This is a genomic window from Saccharopolyspora soli (assembly GCF_022678645.1).
Lineage (GTDB): Bacteria > Actinomycetota > Actinomycetes > Mycobacteriales > Pseudonocardiaceae > Saccharopolyspora > Saccharopolyspora soli.
In genome coordinates, this window is record NZ_JALBWV010000069.1 from 24187 (window position 1) to 43531 (window position 19345).

15 protein-coding genes are annotated in these 19345 nt (G+C 69.3%); 7 read left to right on the forward strand and 8 right to left on the reverse strand.

The features are described from left to right. The first annotated feature begins 68 nt into the window (after positions 1–68). A complete protein-coding gene (locus MOQ72_RS36065) occupies positions 69–2114 on the forward strand; it encodes a HelD family protein (protein ID WP_242190321.1) in 2046 nt (681 codons plus the stop codon). Between the two features lie 138 nt (positions 2115–2252). Here MOQ72_RS36065 and MOQ72_RS36070 read toward each other — a convergent pair whose 3' ends face one another. Beyond that, positions 2253–2702 carry a L,D-transpeptidase gene (locus MOQ72_RS36070; protein ID WP_242190322.1) on the reverse strand — a complete coding sequence of 150 codons (450 nt, stop codon included), beginning with the start codon at positions 2700–2702 and terminating at the stop codon, positions 2253–2255. A gap of 194 nt (positions 2703–2896) precedes the next feature. On the opposite strand from MOQ72_RS36070, the gene MOQ72_RS36075 reads away from it, so the two are divergent. Then, on the forward strand, positions 2897–4246 hold the full coding sequence (locus MOQ72_RS36075; protein WP_242190323.1) for an MFS transporter: 1350 nt from the start codon (positions 2897–2899) through the stop codon (positions 4244–4246). 125 nt (positions 4247–4371) lie between these two features. Here the strand turns inward: MOQ72_RS36075 and MOQ72_RS44835 are convergent, their stop codons facing one another. Continuing rightward, positions 4372–5076 (reverse strand): GntR family transcriptional regulator, encoded by a 705-nt coding sequence (locus tag MOQ72_RS44835; protein WP_308198042.1) that lies wholly within the window; start codon positions 5074–5076, stop codon positions 4372–4374. Between the two features lie 110 nt (positions 5077–5186). Between MOQ72_RS44835 and MOQ72_RS36090 the strand changes: the two genes are divergently transcribed. Beyond that, positions 5187–6755 carry a thiamine pyrophosphate-dependent enzyme gene (locus MOQ72_RS36090; protein ID WP_242190324.1) on the forward strand — a complete coding sequence of 523 codons (1569 nt, stop codon included), beginning with the start codon at positions 5187–5189 and terminating at the stop codon, positions 6753–6755. 265 nt (positions 6756–7020) lie between these two features. Here MOQ72_RS36090 and MOQ72_RS36095 read toward each other — a convergent pair whose 3' ends face one another. Together MOQ72_RS36095 and MOQ72_RS36100 are read right to left on the reverse strand one after the other, a co-directional pair. Then, entirely contained in the window at positions 7021–8103 is a 1083-nt protein-coding gene (locus MOQ72_RS36095; RefSeq protein ID WP_242190325.1) for an Ldh family oxidoreductase, read from the reverse strand. 82 nt (positions 8104–8185) lie between these two features. Continuing rightward, positions 8186–8911, reverse strand: a complete 726-nt coding sequence (locus tag MOQ72_RS36100) for a ribonuclease activity regulator RraA (protein WP_242190326.1) — start codon at positions 8909–8911, stop codon at positions 8186–8188. Between the two features lie 112 nt (positions 8912–9023). Between MOQ72_RS36100 and araD the strand changes: the two genes are divergently transcribed. Next, positions 9024–10754: an L-arabinonate dehydratase gene (gene araD, locus MOQ72_RS36105; RefSeq protein WP_242190327.1), complete on the forward strand. Its 1731-nt coding sequence runs from the start codon at positions 9024–9026 to the stop codon at positions 10752–10754. 146 nt (positions 10755–10900) lie between these two features. Further along, the gene (locus MOQ72_RS36110; protein WP_242190328.1) at positions 10901–11806 is read left to right on the forward strand and encodes a dihydrodipicolinate synthase family protein; all 906 of its coding nucleotides are present in this window, start codon (positions 10901–10903) and stop codon (positions 11804–11806) included. A 150-nt stretch (positions 11807–11956) separates the two neighbouring features. Here MOQ72_RS36110 and MOQ72_RS36115 read toward each other — a convergent pair whose 3' ends face one another. Continuing rightward, positions 11957–12493, reverse strand: coding sequence for a hypothetical protein (locus MOQ72_RS36115; RefSeq protein ID WP_242190329.1), 537 nt, complete (start codon positions 12491–12493; stop codon positions 11957–11959). Between the two features lie 123 nt (positions 12494–12616). Here MOQ72_RS36115 and MOQ72_RS36120 point away from each other — a divergent pair, with 123 nt between their 5' ends. Further along, the gene (locus MOQ72_RS36120; protein ID WP_242190330.1) at positions 12617–12877 is read left to right on the forward strand and encodes a hypothetical protein; all 261 of its coding nucleotides are present in this window, start codon (positions 12617–12619) and stop codon (positions 12875–12877) included. Between the two features lie 69 nt (positions 12878–12946). On the opposite strand, the gene MOQ72_RS36125 is transcribed toward MOQ72_RS36120, so the two are convergent. Together MOQ72_RS36125 and MOQ72_RS36130 are read right to left on the reverse strand one after the other, a co-directional pair. Next, a complete protein-coding gene (locus tag MOQ72_RS36125) occupies positions 12947–16324 on the reverse strand; it encodes a pyruvate carboxylase (protein WP_242190331.1) in 3378 nt (1125 codons plus the stop codon). Between the two features lie 294 nt (positions 16325–16618). Next, positions 16619–17713 (reverse strand): alpha/beta hydrolase, encoded by a 1095-nt coding sequence (locus tag MOQ72_RS36130; RefSeq protein WP_242190332.1) that lies wholly within the window; start codon positions 17711–17713, stop codon positions 16619–16621. Positions 17714–17863: 150 nt separating this feature from the next. Here MOQ72_RS36130 and MOQ72_RS36135 point away from each other — a divergent pair, with 150 nt between their 5' ends. Beyond that, complete coding sequence (locus MOQ72_RS36135; protein ID WP_242190333.1) at positions 17864–19000, forward strand: alpha/beta hydrolase; 1137 nt, start codon at positions 17864–17866, stop codon at positions 18998–19000. Positions 19001–19226: 226 nt separating this feature from the next. On the opposite strand, the gene MOQ72_RS45830 is transcribed toward MOQ72_RS36135, so the two are convergent. Beyond that, the coding region (locus MOQ72_RS45830) for an amino acid--tRNA ligase-related protein (protein WP_372495619.1) at positions 19227–19345 on the reverse strand (119 nt) is incomplete at its 5' end.

Here is a 19345-nt window from a genome sequence, read left to right on the forward strand (position 1 = left end):
ACGAGGCATCGGCACGAGTCGTAGGCTGACTGGTCTGCCCACTGCGCCAGACGGGGAGAAAGACACAGGTGTCCGAAGCGTCCATCAAGCAGACCGAGATCGCGATCGAGCAGGAGCACGTCGATCGGGTGTACGCCCGGCTCGAAGAATTGCGCGCCGATGCCGAGGCGATGCGCGACAAGAGCTACGAGTACGGCCGGGAGGCCACGCCCGAAGCGCTGAACGAGCGCGACGTGATGCTCTACCACGCGAACCGGACGCTGCAGGCGCTGAACGCGGAATCCGAAGGACTGGTGTTCGGCCGCCTGGACTTCGCCAGCGGCGAGGCCGTGCACATCGGCCGGTTGGGCATCCGCGACCCGCAGTTCGACAACCTGCTGGTGGATTGGCGAGCCCCGCTGGCGGCGGCGTTCTACCAGGCCACCCCCGAGCAGCCGCTGGACGTGGTGCGGCGCCGGGTGATCCGCTCGTCCCGCGAGCAGGTCGTCGACGTCTCCGACGACCTGCTGGACCCGGATCGGGCGCCGCGGGACATGCGGGTGATCGGCGACGGCGCGTTGATGGCGGCGCTGACCCGCTCCCGCGGCGACTCGATGCGCAACATCGTTGCCACCATCCAGAAGGAGCAGGACGAGGCGATCCGGGCGCCCGAGGGCGGGGTCACCGAAATAACCGGGGGTCCTGGCACCGGCAAGACCGCGGTGGCGCTGCACCGCGCCGCCTACCTGCTGTACCGGGAGCAGCGGCGGCTCGGCGGTCCGGGGGTGCTGGTGGTGGGGCCGTCGCCGGTGTTCATGTCCTACATCTCCCGAGTGCTGCCGTCGATGGGTGAGCACAACGTCGAGTTGCGGGCGCTCGGCGAGGTGCTGGACGGCATCAGCACGGCCCGGATCGACGATCCGCGAACCGCCGAGGTCAAGGGCTCCTCGCGGATGGTCAAGGTGCTGCGGCGGGCGCTGCGGTTGCCGCCGCCGGACGCCCCGCAGCAGCTGCGGATGTTCTACCGCGGCACGGTGTTGAAGCTGGAAGCCGACGACCTGAAGCGGATCCGCCGCCTGCTGCACGGCAAGGGCGGCCAGCCGAACCGGTCCCGGATGCGTGCCGCCGACGCGTTGCTGGAGGCCCTGTGGCAGCAGGCGAATCAGGCCGCCGACGCGGACTTCCAGCCGAACCGCGAGCAGCTGATCACCGAGATCGGCGAGCGCATCGAGTTCCACCGGTTCCTGGTCGCCTGGTGGCCGCCGCTGTACCCGATGCAGGTGTTGCGCTGGCTGTCCGATCCGGCGCGGCTGTCCCGCGCGGCGCGCCGGTTGCTGTCGGCCGAGGAGGTCGACCTGCTGGCCAAGTCGTGGACCGAGGTGACCGAGTGGACGGTCGCCGACATCGCGCTGATCGACGAGCTGCGGGTGCTGGCCGGTGCCCCGCCGAAGCCCCGTCGGGTCGAGGCGGATGCCGACCAGCCGCGCCGGTCGGCCAACTACGACGAGTACGCGCACGTCGTGGTCGACGAGTCGCAGGACCTTTCGCCGATGCAGTGGCGCATGGTGGGGCGGCGCGGGCGGCACGCGAGCTGGACGATCGTGGGCGATCCGGTGCAGTCGTCGTGGCCCGACCCGGCGGAGGCCGCCGCGGCGCGGCAGGAGGCGTTGAGCTCGCAACGCACGCACCGCCGGTTCACGCTGCGCACCAACTACCGCAACTCGGCGGAGATCTTCGCCCTCGCGGCCGACGCGGTCCGGGACCTGGTCCCGGCTGACGACCTGCCGATCGCGGTGCGCGCCACCGGCATCAACCCGGCGGTCCGCGAGGTGTCCGCCGACGAGCTGCCGCAGGCGACCCGCTCGGCAGCGGCCGAACTCGTGGCGGCGGCCGAAGGCACGGTCGGCGTGATCACCACGATGGCCCGCCGCGAAGAGGTCCGGGAGTGGCTGTCGGCCGTGGACGCCGACCGGCTGCGCGTGGTCGGCAGCCTGGAGGCCAAGGGCATGGAGTACGACGCGGTGGCGGTGGTCGATCCCAAGGACCTGGCCACCGAGTCCAGCACCGGCCGCCGAGCCCTCTACGTCGCCCTCAGCCGAGCCACCCAACACCTCACCGTCCTCAAAACCGCCTGACGCGAACCCCACTTCACCCGATGAGGGCGAGGTGAAGGGCACCCTTTACCAAAGTTAGTTGGTAGAAGGTGCCCTTCACCTCTCACCCGAACCAGGAACGCGCGGCTCGCGCCGGGGTGGGGCGCGGTTCGGCGGCGGTCAGGGGAGTACCTGGACTTCGTCGCCGGATTGCAGCGTGTCGAAGAAGCGCTTCGCGGCGGTCGTGGACAGGTGGACGCAGCCGTGGGACTGGTCCTGCAGGCTGCCCTCGTGGAAGGCGACGCCGGTCTTGGTGAAGAACACCGAGTTCGGCATCGGGGCGTTGTTGAACTCCGCGCTGCGGTGGTCGGCGTCCTTCCACTGCACGTGGAACACCCCGGTCGGCGTTTCCCACCCCTGCTTGCCGCTGGTGATCGGCACCGGTCCGTAGGTGGTGCGGCCGTCTTCCTGCAGCCACGCCTGCTTGGTGGACAGGCTGACGCACGCCTTGGCCGCGGCCTCGCACGGGCTGGGGCTGCCACCGGTGGCCTGCGCGGTCACCGTCCCGACCAACGCGCCTCCGGCGGCCAGGGCAGCCACCGCCAGCGTGGATATCGTCCTGGAGCGCATCCATTACTCCTCGTGTGTCACACCCCCCGCGGCCCGAACGGTGTCACACGTACGAGTGTTCTATGTAGACGGGTCCCCAACGCACGGTCACCAAATCTTTTTGATAGCCCCTGATCAACACCCCTTGACCCCCGTAATTGAGGTCACCTAGTTTGGTGTATGAGATATCATGCGGCACACAACGAGGTGATTGCGTGCAAGAACCCTCGGCCGTCGCGCAGCCGACGTCCACAGCGGACAAGCGGCAGCGGCGGAGTCAAATTCGCTGGTTGATGGTCATCCTGGTAGCGCTGGCCACGGCCATCGCCTACATCGACCGCGCGAACCTCAGCGTCGCCAGCGACTTCATGCAGGAAGAGCTCCAGTTCTCCAACGAGCTCAAGGGCGTGATGTTGTCGTCGTTCTTCTGGACCTACGCGATCTGCCAACTGCCCGGCGGGTGGCTCGTGGACCGGTTCGGCCCGCGCGTGCTCTACGCGATCGCGGTGGTCTGGTGGTCGATCGGCACCGCCGCGACCGCGCTGGCGCGCGGTTTCACCGGAGTCATCGGCTGCCGACTGGCGCTGGGCATCGGCGAGGCGCCGGTGCAGTCGGCGAACGCCCGAGTTGTCTCGGAATGGTTCCCGCGCAAGGAACGTGCCTTCGCATCGTCCATCTTCGACACCGGTTCGGAGTTCGGCAGCGCGCTGTCGGTTCCGCTGGTGACCCTGCTGATCGCGCTGGCGGGCTGGCGCGGCTCGTTCGTGATCACCGGCGCCATCGGACTGGTCTGGGTCGCGGTGTGGCTGTTGGTCTACCGCTCGCCGCGCAAGCACAAGTGGGCCAACCAGGCCGAAGTGGACTACATCGAGCAGGGCGGTGGGCGCACCGAGGAGAAGGAGCTCGAAGACGGCGGCAAGCAGCCGATGAAGTGGCGGCACCTGTTCCGCTACTCCACCACGTGGGCGCTGGTCGCCGGGTACACCTGCCGGGGCGTGATCATCTACTTCTTCATCACCTGGTACCCGGACTTCCTGGTGAACCAGCAGGGCTTCTCGCTGCTGGAGCTCGGTCTCTACGGCGCGATCCCGGGGCTGGCCGCGATGGTGGCCAACTGGCTCGGCGGGCTGTTCTCCGACTGGTTGGTGCGACGCGGCACCCGGCTGGCGCTGGCCCGCAAGATCCCGCTGGTGATCGGGATGCTCGGGGCGTCCACGATCGCGTTAGCCGCGATCGCGCCCAACCCGGTGGCAGCGTTGGTGTTCCTCACCGTGTCGTACTGCAGCGCGGCGATCTCGACCGGGGCTCTGCTGTCGCTACCGGCCGACGTGGCGCCGACCCCGCGCAACGTCGCTTCGCTGACCGGAGTGCAGAACTTCGGTTCCCAGCTCGGCGGCATCATCGGTCCGATCGTGATCGGGTTCCTGCTCGGCACGGGCCAGTTCGCCTACGTCTGGCCGCTGGCGTTCGCCGGGGCGATGTGCGTGCTGGGCGCCGGGATCTACGCCTTCGCGGTGAAGGTCAAGCCGCTGGACGAACAACAACCGATGTTCGCCAAGCCCTGACATTCCGATTGGGTGGCGGACCTGGTGATTTCGCGCGAAATCGGCACTTCTCGTGAGCAGCGGTGCCGGTTTCGCGCGAATTCGCTGGCAAGCTCCCAGTCACCGCCACGACTGCCTCCGTCGCGTCAGGAGGACTGCGACTCCCGCTGCTCCGCGGTGGCCAGGTTGGTCAGGGATTGCTGGATGTGCGCTCGGACCAGGCGTTCGGCTTCTTCGGCGTTGCCGTCGTTGACGGCCGCGAGGATCTCGGCGTGCTCGACGAACTCCTCGCGCCAGGTCGGCCACCGGTTCCACAGCAGGTTGACCACGCCCAGCGCGGTGAGGTCCTGCAGCCCGTCGAGTTGCGCGACCACCAGGTCGTTGCCGCAGCCGGAGTACAGCGCCCGGTGGAACCGGCGGTTGGCCATGCTCAGCTCGTTGTTGTGGCCGGAGCTGAGCAGTCCGGCCGCATCGTTGAGCGCATCCTGGGCCTGCTTGAGCAGTTCGGGCGAACCCGAGCCGGTGGACGTCATCGCCGCCCAAGGCTCCAGCAGCAGCCGCACCTGGTACACCTTGCGGACGTCTTCGAGGGTGAGGCGGCGGACGGTGATCCCCTTGTTCGGCACCACCGTCACCAATCCGGTGTGCGCCATGCTGATCAGCGCCTCGCGCACCGGTGTCTTCGACACCCCGAGCAGCTCCGAGAGGCGGCGCTCGACCAGCGTCTCACCGGGCTTCAGCTCACCGGCCAGGATCGCGTTGCGGATCGAGTCCGCCACCAGATCGGTACGACTGGCGGGCCCGCTCAGGGGACGCAATCGGGATGAACTACCGGCCAGCTGCTGGGACACGCCCACGATGATATATCAGCCTCGTCGAACCCGGCTGGCCGCCTGCGACAACGACGCACGATTCGTCGATCGGTGTATCATATACCAACCAGCGTGAGGGAGTGAGGAACATGCAGCGCACCGTCGCCCAGGCCGTGACCCGCGTGCTCGCCGACGCCGGAGTTCGGCGCGGCTACACCGTGCCCGGCGAGTCATTCCTCGGGCTGCTCGACGCCTTCACCGCCGAACCGGAGTTGACCCTGGTGTCGACGCGGCACGAAGGCGGTGCCTCGTTCATGGCCGAAGCGGACGGCAAGCTGCACGGCGTGCCCGCGGTGGCGATGGGCAGCCGGGGTCCCGGTGCGACCAACCTGTCGATCGGGGTGCACACGGCGTACCAGGACGAGACGCCGATGTTGGTGCTGCTCGGCCAGGTGCCGTCGGGCAAGCTGGGCCGGGAGAGCTTCCAGGAAGTCGACCTCGCCGCGCTGTTCGCCCCGCTGGCCACCTGGTCGGCCCAGGCCCGCACGGCGACCGAAGTCCCCGCCCTGGTCGCGGAAGCCCTCGCGCGGGCGACCGGGCGACGCCCCGGCCCGGCCATCGTCTCGGTGCCCAGCGACTTCTGGGACGAGCCGTTCACCGACCCGCTCCCGGTACCCCGCCAGGAATCCGACGACGAACTCCCGGACATCGCCGAGCTCGCGGAGCGCGTCGGTGCGGCCGATGCGCCGGTGGCGATCTCCGGAGCCCGCGACGCCGAGTCGCGCAGCGAGCTGATCGCCGCGGCAGAAGCGTTGGGATTGGCCGTCTACAACGGGTTCCGCAGGCAGGACTCCTTCCCCGAAGACCACCCGCAGTACGCCGGGCACCTCGGCCTCGGCGTGCCCGGCGACCAGCTCAAGGCGTTGGAGCGCGCCGACCTGGTGCTGGTGCTCGGCATGCGGCTGGACGAAGTCACCAGCCAGGGGTTCCGGTTCCCGCTGCCCGGCCAGGAAATCGTGCAGGTCCGCAGCCAGGTGCCGCGGGTGCTGCGCGAACTGCGCGCGGGAGCCCCAGCGCGACGGCGCGACTGGTCGCTGGCCAACGCGGCGGTGCGTGAGTTCATGACCCCGCCGGAGACCGGGTCCGGGGCGGGGGTGCACCCGACCGACGTGGTGCGGGCGCTGCGGCAGCTCGCGCCCGCGGACGCCGTCGTCACCAACGATGCCGGGAACTTCTCGGGATTCGTGCACCGCTACTGGTGCTTCACCGAACCGCGCACGCAACTCGGGCCCTGCAACGGCGCGATGGGGTACGGGGTGCCGTCCGCCGTCGCAGCCAAGCTCTCCTCGCCCGAGCGGACCGTGATCGCGATGGTCGGCGATGGCGGCGCGCTGATGACCGGCCAGGAGGTCGAGACCGCCATCCGGCACCGGGCACCGGTGGTCGTGGTGGTCTTCCAGAACGGCCTGTACGGCACCATCGCCCTGCACCAGGCGAAAAGCCAGCGGCAGCTGGCGGCGGTGTCGATCGGCGCGGTGGACTTCGCGGGCTGGGCGCGAGGACTCGGCGCAGCCGGTTTCACCGTCGCCACCCGCGCGGAGCTGGAACCCGCGATCCGCGCGGCGTTGCGCGAGAACCGCCCGAGCGTCATCGACGTCCACACCGACCCGGACGTGCTAACCGCAGACACCCGCCTCGCCGACTTCCTAGAAACGTGAACGACCTGTGTCGAACTCGTTTTGCATTGCGGTGCGGGTGGCGGAACCTCAGAGGCTTTCTCGACTCCGGGATCCCCGACTTATGTATGTCAAATACGCGGCGTCGGGGCTGTCCTCGCGGGGAGAACCCCAGAGGGGTGGGCACCGTGAACCCGCGGCGGTGCGAGTTGCGAGGGTGGGCTAACTGCGGCGCTTCAAAACAAGAAGAGAGACAGGTACTGAGCGAAACGCGCGGCAACGACCGGAACCGAGTGTCGGGAGCGCGCTACGGCGCGAGCGCGAACTCGACTCCGGCTCGTTCGGCGACGCCGCGCAGCTGCGCCAGCAGGGTGTCCGGCATCGGGATTCCGTCGCGGCCGCGTTCCTCCCGCGCCTTCGCCTGCGGGTCTCCGGCTACCAGCACCGGTTGTGCCGGGTCGAGCGGCGGGGTTTCGTGCAGGACGTCGATGGCGTCGTCGAGGTCGTCCTCGAACGAACCCGCGGCGCGGAACGCCGCCGGATCCAGGGCCAGGAAGAAGTGCCCGATGTTGTGCGGGCCATCCGGGTCGTCCCGCTCCTGGATCGCCGGGAACGCGCCACCGCACAGCGTCGCCGCCAGGATGTGCGCCATCATGCTCAGCCCGTAGCCCTTGTGGTTGGCCATTTCCGGCGTGCCGCCCAGCGGGGTCAGCGCACCGACATCGCTCTCCCTGATCAGGTCGAGGGCTTTCGCCGCGTCCGCCACCGGCAGCCCGGCATCGTCGACGACCCAGCCGGTGGGCAGCGGTTTCCGGTGGTAGTCGTAGACCTTGACCTTGTTGACCGCGACGGTCGTGGTGGCCATGTCCAGCAGGAAGTTCGGATTCCGCCGGGCTGGCGCGGCGAACGCGATCGGGTTGGTGGCCAGCCGGGGCACCACCGAACCGGTCGGCGCCGCGCAGGACAGGTTCGCCGAGCTGGTGACCAGCCCGAGCATGCCCTGCTTCGCGGCCATTTCCGCGTAGTACCCGGCCGCCCCGAAGTGGTGCGAGTTGACCACCGACACCACGCCGACCGAACTCGCCCGCGCCTTGTCGATAGCCATCCGCATGGCGAACTGGCTGGCCGGGTGGCCGATCCCGCGATTGGCGTCGACGAGCGCGGATGCCGCGCCCTCCCGCACCACGACGGGCCGCGCCCGCAGGTCGATGCGGCCCTGCGCGCGGAAATTCTCGTAGGTCATCAGCATCGACACACCGTGCGAATCGATGCCAGCCAGGTCGGTGTCCACCATGACCTCGGCGGTGGTCTCGGCCAGATCGGCGTCCATGCCCCACGCGGTGAGGACGTCGACGATCAGCCGCCGCACACGCTCAGCCGGAACTCCCACAACATGCCTCCTGCACGATCTCGGATCACCTCGGTGCACCGGGTGGGCGGCGTCCGCGAGGAGTGCCCGCCCGGTGCCGGACTCATGATTCGCGGGATGCGACCCAGCGCTGGTACTCCGCGCGGGTCGCCTCATCGGGCGGGTAGGTGCCGCGCAACGGCGCACCGGAGTCCACTTTGGACAAGACGAACTCCTCCAGGCGCTCCTGCTCGGCGGCTGCCGCGGCTACATCGTCGACCAGGTGGCGCGGGATGCAGACCACCCCGTCCCGATCACCCACCATCACGTCACCCGGGTACACCGCGACCTCGCCGCAGGCGATCGGAAGTTGCATGTCGACCGCGTGGTGCTGGATCAGGTTGGTGTTCGCAGAGGGGCTCGCCGCGAAGGTGGGCAGGTCGAGCGTGCTGAACCCGGCGGAGTCGCGGACCGAACCATCGGTGACCACGCCGGTGCAGCCGCGGTGCAGCAGGCGGGTGCCCAGGATGTGGCCCAGCGACGCGGCGCGCTGCTTCCCACGCGCATCGATGACCAGAACCTGGCCCGGCTGCACGGATTCCACCGCACGCCGCTGGGGGTGGTCGTAGTCCTGGAACACCGACAGCACGTCGAGATCTTCGCGAGCGGGGATGTAGCGCAGCGTGAACGCCTCCCCGACCATGTTCTCCTGCAACGGATTCAGCGGCAGCACACCGTGCAGGAAGGTGTTGCGCAGGCCGCGCGCCAGCAACTGCGTGGTCAGGGTCGCGGTGCTGGCGCGGCGCAGCGCTCGCCGGGCTTCTTCGGACAGCGGGGAACTTTCGGCCATGAGTCGCCCTTCGTGTGGTGGCGCCGTGTCGCGCGGATATCCCTGGCCACGGCGTGAGATATCATATACCATACCGTCGATCGCTCCATTCCTCCGAAAGGACCCACCGACCATGTCCCGCACCCGGCTCACCGCCGAGCAGCTGCGCAGCCACCGCTGGTTCGGCGTGGACAACCTGCGTTCCTTCGGGCACAAGTCCCGCGCCAAGCAGATGGGTTTCGACGCCCAGGACTACGCGGGCAAGCCGGTCATCGGCATCGTCAACACGTGGAGCGACATCAACCCGTGCCACACCCACTTCCGGCAGCGCGCCGAGGACGTCAAGCGCGGCGTGTGGCAGGCCGGTGGGTTCCCGCTGGAACTGCCCGCCATGTCGCTGTCCGAGCCGTTCCAGAAGCCGACCACCATGCTCTACCGGAACATGCTCGCGATGGAGACCGAGGAGCTGCTGCGCTCCTACCCGATCGACGGCTGCGTGCTGATGGGCGGCTGCGACAAGACCACCCCCGGTCTGATCATGGGCGCGACCAGCGTCGATCTGCCATCGATCTTCCTGCCCGCCGGGCCGATGCTCAAGGGCCGCTGGAAGGGCACCACGCTGGGCAGCGGCTCGGACACCTGGAAGTACTGGGCGCAGCGGCGAGCCGGGACCATCGGAGACAAGGAGTGGGGCGAGATCGAGGACGGCATCGCCCGCTCCCCCGGCCACTGCATGACGATGGGCACCGCCTCCACCATGACCGCCGCGGCCGAAGCCCTCGGCCTCACCCTCTCCGGCGGATCGTCGATCCCGGCCGCCTTCTCCAACCACCCGCAGCTGGCGGTGGCCACCGGGCGGCACATCGTCGAGATGGTCTGGGACGACCTGCGGCCGAGCGAAGTGCTGACCCGCGAGGCGTTCGAGAACGCGATCGCGGTGGTGATGGCGATGGGCGGTTCCACGAACTCGGTGATCCACCTGGTGGCGATGGCTGGCCGGGCCGAAGTGGAGCTGCCGCTGGAGACCTTCGACGACGCCTCCCGGAAGGTGCCGGTGCTGGCCAACATCCGCCCGTCCGGCGAGTACCTGATGGAGGACTTCTACGACGCCGGTGGGCTGCGCGGGCTGATGGCCGAGCTCGGCGAGCTGCTGCACCGCGAAGCGCTGACCGTCAACGGCCGAACGCTCGGCGAGAACGTCGAAGGCGCGGAGATCCACGATCCCGACGTGATCCGCCGCCGGGACAACCCGCTCTCCGAGCAGGGCGGGCTCGCGGTGCTGCGAGGCAGCCTCGCCCCCGACGGCTGCGTGATCAAGACGACCGCGGCGAGTCCGCACCTGTTGCAGCACAAGGGGCGTGCGCTGGTCTTCGACGACTACGACGACATGGACGCGCGGATCGACGCTGAAGACCTCGACGTGGACGAGAACACCGTGCTGGTGCTGCGCGGCGCGGGTCCGCTGGGCGGTCCGGGCATGCCGGAGTGGGGCATGCTGCCGATCCCGAAACGCCTGCTGCAGAAGGGGGTCGCGGACATGGTGCGGATCTCCGACGCCCGGATGAGCGGGACCAGCTACGGCACCTGCGTGCTGCACGTCGCCCCGGAGTCGTTCGCCGGTGGTCCGCTGGCGCTGGTGCGCGACGGCGACCTGATCGAACTCGACGTGCCCGGCCGACGCCTGGACCTGCACGTCCCGGCCGACGAGCTGGAGCGCCGCCGCGCGGAGTGGAAGCAACCGGAGCCGGTGTTCACCCGCGGCTACGGAAAGTTGTTCGGCAAGCACATCACGCAGGCGGACAAGGGCTGCGATTTCGATTTCCTGTCCGGTTCGGGCGGTGCCCCGGAACCGGCGATCCACTGAGGTGGGTCCGGGGGTCGCGCAAGACCGCGGCTTCCGGCGGGGGCCTGCGCCGATTTCGCGCGAAATCGCCCTCTCCGCCAGCCGAACGGCCACGCGGAACAAGAACCAAGGACAGGTCCGTCATCGAGTGAATGGGGAGCAACGCGATGAACGACGAGGTTGTGCAGGCGCTGCGCGGCGTCACCGCGATCACCGTGACGCCGTTCGACGAAGCGGGCGCGCCCGACTGGGCCGGGTACGAAGCGCTGGTCGGCCGGATGGCTGAGGCTGGCGTTCCGGTGATCACGCCGAACGGCAACACCAGCGAGTTCTACGCGCTCTCGCGCGCCGAGTGGGAACGGGCCAACGAGGTCACCGCGAAAGCCGCCGGTGAATCGGTGGTCATGCCCGGCGTCGGCTACGACATCGCGACCGCCAAGGACATGGCGGCAGCCGTGCAACGGCTCGGCGCCCCGCTGACGATGCTGCACCAGCCGGTGCATCCGCACCAGTCCGTGGCGAGCTGGGTGGCGTACAACCGGGAGATCGCCAGGGCTGCGCCGTCGCTCGGATTCGTCTTGTACGTCAAGGATTCCCGAGTGGACGCGGCCGCCCTGACCGAACTGTTCGACGCCTGCCCGAACGTGGTGGGCATCAAGTACGCGGTGCCGGACCCGGTGCGGTTCGCGGAGACCTGCCTGACCGTCGGCGAGGACCGCGTGATCTGGGCCTGCGGCCTGGCCGAGCGTTGGGCCCCGTCGTTCTGGGCGGTCGGCGCGACGGGCTTCACCTCCGGCGTGGTCAACGTCGCGCCGAGCCTGTCGCTGGACTACCTCGCCGCCCTGCGCGCTGGCGACGCGGCCAAGGTACGGGAGCTCTGGTCCCTGATCGCCCCATTCGAAAAGCTCCGAGCGGTGGACGCCTCGGCCTACAACGTCGCGGTGGTCAAAGAAGCCCTGGCCCAAAAAGGAATCTGCCAACCAACGGTCCGCCCACCAGCCGGAACGCTAACCCCCCAACAACGCGAAGAGCTCAAAACGATCCTCACCACCTGGACCCAAGCCGGGTACTAGCGCGCAACGCGCAACCGGGCTGGACCGAACCGCACCCTGTTACACCGCAAGCACTCTGCGCCACCACAGCGTGACGGGAACTCCTCACCTGAATGGGGTCGTGAGTGCGCAACCGGGCTGGAGAACGGTTCCGCACTCACGACCGTTCGGTCACTGGCCGTCGATGCGGACGAACGCTTGGGCGGACTGCGCCCAGCGGTAGTACTCGGTCCAGTGCTGGCCGGTATCGAAGTCTTCGATGAACAGCGCGATGTCGCCGTGCCACACCGTGAACTCGGTCGGCACCTGCGTCCACACCGGCGGGCTGACCACCGTGCCCAGCGGCCGGATCGCGGCGCCGTCCGGGCTGGTCGTCATGGCGATCAGCGCCCGGGAGTACTCCGAATCGCGGGGCCCGCACTCCACCAGGATCAACGCGTCCTCGACGCCTTCGCCGGTGACGTCCGCGTAGCCGACCTCCCGATCGGGCGTGAATCGGTACACCGAGTTCCCGACCAGCGCAGCCCCATCGGTGAACGACACGGCCTGCTCCGGACAAGGCCCGACCGGCGGCACGGTGAACTGCGCGTTGCGCCAGTCCACGTCCCGAACACCCGTCCCGGACTGCGCCGACGCCGAACCGCCGGCCGCCACCAAGCCCGCAGCGAACACAACGGCCAACGCCGCCCGCACCAACGACTTCCGCATGCCAACCCCCGGCATCTCACGCGACGGGCAAGTCCCGCCAACACCCCGAACACGCCGACCCCACGCCCCCGGTTGCCCAAACCACCTGATGGTGTGCAAGCGTGACGAAGCCGCGGAAGTCGGGTGTTCCGCGTTGCAGCCTGTGGTCATGACCAAGCGCAACATCACCATTCAGTTGGACGAGAAAGTAATCCAGCAGATGTGCTGGCAGAAGAGGAAGGTATCTCGATCAGCGGCCTGATCACGGTCCAGCTCAAGAAGCTCACCGCGGCGAAGCTTCGCTATCGAGAAGCCAAGCAGGAGGCGCTAGAAGCAACGAGCGAAGCGGCGAGCCGCGGCGGCTCCACGCCGACGTGGACACGCGAGGAGCTCTACGACAGGTGAACAACGGCGTCGCCGCCCGCACAGCGCTGAGGCGGGCCGCCCGGTGGGACGGCCCGCTTCAGCAGCGGGTCAGGCGAGTTCCAGGAGGAGGTCGCCGCCTTCGACCTGTTGGACTCCGCCGATGGCCACCCGCTTGACCTGGCCGCTCTGCGGCGCGGTGATCGCGGCTTCCATCTTCATCGCCTCGATGGTGGCGATGGTTTGGCCGACCTCCACCACGTCGCCCTCGCTGACCGACAGCGTCACCACACCGGCGAACGGCGCGGGCACGTGCCCCGGGTTCGACCGGTCGGCCTTCTCCGCGACCGGCAGGTTGGTGGCCACCGACCGGTCGCGCACCTGGATCGGCCGCAGCTGCCCGTTCAGCACCGCCATCACGGTGCGGATGCCGCGCTCGTCCGGCTCGCTGATCGCCTCCAGGCCGATGAGCAGCCGCACGCCCGGCTCCAGGTCCACCGAGTACTCCTCGCCCGGTCGCAGCCCGTAGAAGAAGTCCTTGCTGCGCAACAGCGAAGTGTCGCCGAACGCCTCGCGGTGCTCGGTGAACTCCTTGGTCGGCTTGGCGAACATCAACCGGTTCAGGGTGCCCCGGCGGTCCGCCGCCAGTCCGGCACGGTCCTCTTCGGACAGTTCCGCGACCGTGCGCACCGTGGTGCGCCCCTCCAGCGCGCGGGTCCGGAACGGCTCCGGCCAGCCCGCTGGCGGTTCACCGAGCTCGCCCTGCAGGAACCCGATCACCGAGTCCGGGATGTCGAACTTGCGCGGGTCGGCCTCGAAGTCGGCCGGGTCCACCCCGGAGCCCACCAGGTGCAACGCCAGGTCACCGACCACCTTCGACGACGGCGTCACCTTGACCAGCCGACCGAGGATCCGGTCGGCCGCCGCGTACATCGCCTCGATCTCCTCGAACTTGTCCCCCAACCCGAGCGCCACCGCCTGGGTGCGCAGGTTCGACAACTGGCCGCCGGGGATCTCGTGCTTGTAGACCCGCCCGGTCGGCGCGGCCAGCCCCGCCTCGAACGGCTGGTAGACCTTGCGCACCGACCCCCAGTACGGCTCCAGATCGCACACCGCTTGCAGGTCGAGACCGGTGGTCCGCTCGGTGTAGTCGGTGGCGGCCACCACCGACGACAGCGCGGGCTGCGAGGTGGTACCGGCCATCGACGCCGTCGCGGCATCCACCGCGTCCACACCGGACTGGATGGCCGCCAGGTAGGTGGCCAGCTGACCGCCCGGCGTGTCGTGGGTGTGCAGGTGCACCGGCAGGTCGAATTCCTCGCGCAGTGCGGAAACCAGCTTCGCCGCGGCCGGTGGGCGCAGCAGCCCGGCCATGTCCTTGACGGCCAGCACGTGCGCACCGGCGTCCACGATCTGCTCGGCCAGTCGCAGGTAGTAGTCCAGTGTGTACACCTGCTCAGCCGGGTTGGACAGGTCAGCCGTGTAGCACAGCGACACCTCGGCGATCGATCTTCCGGTGCTGCGCACCGCTTCGATGGCCGGGCGCATCTGCTCGACGTCGTTGAGCGCGTCGAAGATGCGGAAGATGTCGATGCCCGTGTCGGTGGCCTCCTGCACGAAGTGCTCGGTCACCTCGGTCGGATAAGGCGTGTAGCCGACGGTGTTGCGACCGCGCAGCAGCATCTGCAGGCAGATGTTGGGGATCGCGTCGCGCAGCTTCTCCAACCGCTCCCAGGGATCCTCGGCCAGGAAGCGCAGTGCCACGTCGTAGGTCGCGCCGCCCCAGCACTCCACGGACAGCAGTTCCGGCATCATCCGCGCCACGTGGGGCGCGACCGCGAGCAGGTCCCGGCTGCGCACTCGGGTCGCCAGCAGCGACTGGTGCGCGTCCCGGAACGTGGTGTCGGTGACCCCGACGGTGTTGGATTCCCGCAGCCAGCGGGCGAAACCCTCCGGGCCGAGCTCGGTGAGCCGCTGCTTGGAGCCCGCGGCGGGCGGCGTGGACAGGTCGAGTTCGGGCAGCTTGTGCACCGGGTCCGGCGTGGTCGGGCGCTCGCCGTTGGGCCGGTTGACCGTCACGTCGGCGAGGTAGTTCAGCAGGCGGGTGCCGCGGTCGGCGGAGTGCCGGGCGGTGAGCAGGTGCGGTCGCTCGTCGATGAACGAGGTGGTCACCTTGCCCGCGGCGAAGTCCGCGTCGTCCAGCACTGCCTGCAGGAACGGGATGTTCGTGGACACACCGCGGATCCGGAACTCGGCTACCGCGCGGCGCGCCCGCGCGACCGCGGTGGCGAAGTCGCGGCCCCGGCAGGACAGCTTCACCAGCATCGAGTCGAAGTGCGCGCTGACGCTGGTACCGGCGAACGCGGTACCGCCGTCCAGCCGGATGCCCGCGCCGCCCGGCGAGCGGTAGGCGCTGATCATGCCGGTGTCCGGGCGGAACCCGTTGGCCGGGTCCTCGGTGGTGATCCGGCATTGCAGGGCCGCGCCGCGCAACCGGATCGCGTCCTGCGTCATGCCGAGGTCTTCCAGCGTCTCACCGGCCGCGATGCGCAGCTGCGACTGCACGAGGTCGGCGTCGGTGACCTCCTCGGTGACCGTGTGCTCGACCTGGATGCGCGGGTTCATCTCGATGAACACGTGGCGGCCCTGCTCGTCGACCAGGAACTCCACGGTGCCCGCGTTGACGTAGCCGATCTTGCGGGCGAAGGCGACCGCGTCGGCGCAGATCCGCTCGCGCAGCTGCGGGTCCAGGTTGGGCGCCGGGGCGATCTCGATGACCTTCTGGTGGCGGCGCTGCACAGAGCAGTCCCGCTCGTAGAGGTGGATCACGTTGCCCGCGGCGTCGGCGAGGATCTGCACCTCGATGTGCCGCGGGTTGACCACCGCCCGTTCCAGGAAGACCGTCGGGTCACCGAAGGCCGATTCGGCCTCGCGCATCGCCGCTTCCAGCGCCTCCCGCAGCGCTGGCGGCGCGTCCACCCGGCGCATGCCGCGCCCGCCACCACCGGCGACGGCCTTGACGAACACCGGGAACGTCATGTTCTCGGCGGCGGCCAGCAGTTCATCGATATCGCGGGACGGCGCCGAGGAGTCCAGCACCGGCACCCCGGCCTGGCGGGCGGCGGCGACCGCGGTCGCCTTGTTGCCGGTCATCTGCAGGATGTCGTGGTTGGGGCCGACGAAGGTGATCCCGGCTTCCTGGCAGGCCCGTGCCAGTTCGGGGTTCTCCGAGAGGAACCCGTAGCCGGGGTAGACCGCGTCGGCGCCAGCCTGGCGGGCGGCCTTGATGATCTCCTCGACGGACAGGTACGCGCGGACCGGGTGACCAGGTTCGCCGATCTCGTACGACTCGTCGGCTTTCAGGCGGTGCAACGAGTTGCGGTCTTCGTGCGGGAACACTGCGACCGTGCCCGCGCCCAGCTCGTAGGCGGCGCGGAACGCGCGAATCGCAATCTCGCCGCGATTGGCGACAAGGACTTTGCGGAACATACCGGCTCCTCCTGGTCAGGTGTCGGTCAGTGCGAGCACAGTACCGCGAAAATTCCCTCTTCCGGGAGAACCTCCCGAGTGATGGTCATCGCCAAACCGCAGATGACCTGCCCAAACGTGAAACCTACACAAGAACCGATCGAGAGAAAATTCGCTGATTTTCTCCTCATTGTGAATTAAGACGAGGTATTTCGCCGTGGGTGCAGAACCGGCCAACTGTCGGCAATGTCCTGAAAGTCGATCTGCGTGAGGGTCCTGGGCGCGTCATGGAACGCCGTTCCTAGGGCCGCGCGATCAGCCCGAACCCGGCCCGATCCACCGCGCGATCCACGGCAGGGAGCTGGCGAAGGCCGCGCGCCAGACGTCGAAGGTGTGCCCGCCACCGGGAACGACCACCACGTCGGTGTCGATCCCGGCTCTGCGCGACAGCCCCGCGAGCTGCTGCACGGCGGCTCGCGGTTCGGGGTCGTCGTCTCCCACCGCGAAGAACCCGTGGAGATCGCGAAATTTGCCGTGCGTCAGCAGCCAGGCCGGTTCGTGGGCGTCGAAGTTCTGCTGCGAGCCGCCGAACAACGCAGTCGCCGTGCCGGTCGCGTCGTTGCTGTCGCCGTCGCGCGGGCCGAGCAGGCCGCCGAAGTCGGCGAAGGTCCCGAACACATCGGGGTGGCGCAGCGCGAGCATGATCGCGCAGCTGCCGCCCTCGCTGAGACCGGCCACCGCCCAGTCCTGCCCGGCTCCGCGGGTGAGGAACCTGGCGCGCACGAACTGGGGAACGTCGGCGGTCAGGTAGGTCTCCGCATTGCCGCGGGCGCTGTCGACGCATTCGGTGTCACCGAAGGTGTCGCCGTTGACATCGGGCATGACCACGATCGGCGCCACCCCACCGTGCTCGGCTGCCCATTGGTCGGCGGTCTGCTGCGCCTGGCCACCGTCGAGCCAGTCGGCTGGACTGCCGGGGGTGCCGTGCAGCAGGACGATCACGGGTAGCCTCGGTCGAGGGTGGGCGAACCACGCAGGCGGCAGGTACACGTCGGCCGGGCGTGCCTGAAATCCCGAGGTGCGGCCGGGTATCTCGACGTCGACCACGACGCCGGAAGCTGGCCGCGTGGTACGCGCGTTGAGCATCGCCAGCGAGCCCCGGTCCTCACCGTCCATCCCGAGTGCCTGGCTGATCGTCAGGTAGTAGCCGAAGTACGCGTTCACCCCGACCAGCGCGTTCACAGTGAGCAGGACCACGACGAGCGGGATCAGCACGAGCCGCAGCGCGCGGTCGCGGAACCGCCACACCAGCACTACCGCCGCCAACACGGCGGCCGCCAGCAGGAGCGCCCGCACCGGCCACCAGTCGACGAGTGAGAGGTCCGCGCAGAACGCGGCGATCCACCGCATTTCCGGCAACCTCCCAGAAATCCGACACCGACCGAAGTGGACACCCGCAAGCGTACCGGGATTCTCCAGGCACGAAACCGAAAACCACGCGATACGACCGAAGTAGCCAGGTGCGCCGGAGAATCCGCCGGATGGGCAATAATCACTTGCGTGCGCGTGGCGTTAACGACTGGCATAGGTTCGGGTCCGCAGCTGCCGACTTCGGTCACCGAGCAGGCGGGCGGGCGCAGCCCGCTGGAGTCGGTGGTACTGGCGGCGGTGCTCGCAATACTGACCATCGGCGCGATCCTGGCCATCAGGCGGTGGCGACCACGTCGGATCGCATTCGTCGTCCCAGTCCTGCTGGCGGTGCTGACCTGCGCCGCCGGGGTCAACAGCTTCGTCGGCTACGTGCGCTCGCTCGACGACCTCGGCCGGTTGCTGCTGCTGACCAGCGGCGGCAACGGCGACGCCGAACCGGCCCAGGCAGTGCCGAGCCCGGTACCCGGCGGGGTGCGGGTGGTCGACGTGTCGCTGCCCGATCCGCGACTGGGCGTGCCGACCGGCCGCACCCGCGTGCTGCTGCCGCCCGGCTACGACGATCCGGCGCACGCGGCCGAGCGGTATCCGGTGGTTTACCTGGTGCACGGCTACCCGAGCGGCGGCCCGGACGACTGGCTCGGTCCCGGCGGCGCGGCGCAGACCCTCCAAGCGCTGGCGGACGCGCACGCCGCGCCGCCGATGATCGTCGTCGCCGTGGACGCCACCGCGGGCACCGGAACCGACTGGGAATGTCTGAACGTGCCCGGCGGCCCGCAGCTGGAGTCGTACCTGACCACGACCGTGCCGCGGGAGATCGACGCCAGGTTCCGCACGCTCCCCGACCGGGGTGACCGGTCGATCGGCGGGATGAGCGGCGGCGCGTTCTGCGCGCTGAACCTGGGGCTGCGCAACCAGAACAGCTACTCGGTGATCCTGGCCAGCGAGCCCTACGACGATCCCGGCACCGACCTGCTCGCCGGACACCCGGACCTGCTGCGGGCCAACACGCCGCGCGAGTACCTGCCGACGCTGCCGCTGGTCCAGCCGCTGGCAGTGATGCTGCACGCCGGGGTCATCGCGCACTCCGACGTCGACCTCGCCTACCGGCTCGCCGACCAGCTGGCCGCGCACGGCGCGAACGTCGCGGTCCGCATCGAGCCGGGCGAATGGCACACCTGGCGGACCGCGCGCGTCGGCCTGCCGTACCTGCTGGCCTTCGCCGCCGAGAACTTCGCCGCCGACCACCCACCACCGGGCCAGCACTGACCGCCGGGCCATCATTTCCGCAGGTAAACACCTGCGATCGGGGGAAGCAGCGCCGAACTTCCGGTGCCGCCGCCGGGCGTCAGTTGTCGACCTGCGCGGCTACGATCGCCTGCTCGCGCAACCACCGGAGGGCCGATGACCGATCTCGCCGCATCGACTGTGGCTGGATCTCGACCGTGGCCGAGCTGATCGAGCTGGCCTGGCGGCACAAGGCTGGCGAAACGACTCATCGACGACCGGAAAGATCCGGCCTGACCAGCGGGAAGGCCAGCGACTCCCGGATCGAGCCGCCGGTCAGCAGCATGATCAGGCGGTCCACGCCGAGGCCCAGCCCGCCGGTGGGCG

Excerpts from the sequence above, each read along its gene's own strand:
- MOQ72_RS36070 (WP_242190322.1), bottom strand. The coding sequence starts at position 2,702 with ATGCGCTCCAGGACGATATCCACGCTGGCGGTGGCTGCCCTGGCCGCC.
- MOQ72_RS36090 (WP_242190324.1), top strand. The coding sequence starts at position 5,187 with ATGCAGCGCACCGTCGCCCAGGCCGTGACCCGCGTGCTCGCCGACGCC.
- MOQ72_RS36100 (WP_242190326.1), bottom strand. The coding sequence starts at position 8,911 with ATGGCCGAAAGTTCCCCGCTGTCCGAAGAAGCCCGGCGAGCGCTGCGC.
- araD (WP_242190327.1), top strand. The coding sequence starts at position 9,024 with ATGTCCCGCACCCGGCTCACCGCCGAGCAGCTGCGCAGCCACCGCTGG.
- MOQ72_RS36110 (WP_242190328.1), top strand. The coding sequence starts at position 10,901 with ATGAACGACGAGGTTGTGCAGGCGCTGCGCGGCGTCACCGCGATCACC.
- MOQ72_RS36115 (WP_242190329.1), bottom strand. The coding sequence starts at position 12,493 with ATGCGGAAGTCGTTGGTGCGGGCGGCGTTGGCCGTTGTGTTCGCTGCG.
- MOQ72_RS36125 (WP_242190331.1), bottom strand. The coding sequence starts at position 16,324 with ATGTTCCGCAAAGTCCTTGTCGCCAATCGCGGCGAGATTGCGATTCGC.
- MOQ72_RS36130 (WP_242190332.1), bottom strand. The coding sequence starts at position 17,713 with ATGCGGTGGATCGCCGCGTTCTGCGCGGACCTCTCACTCGTCGACTGG.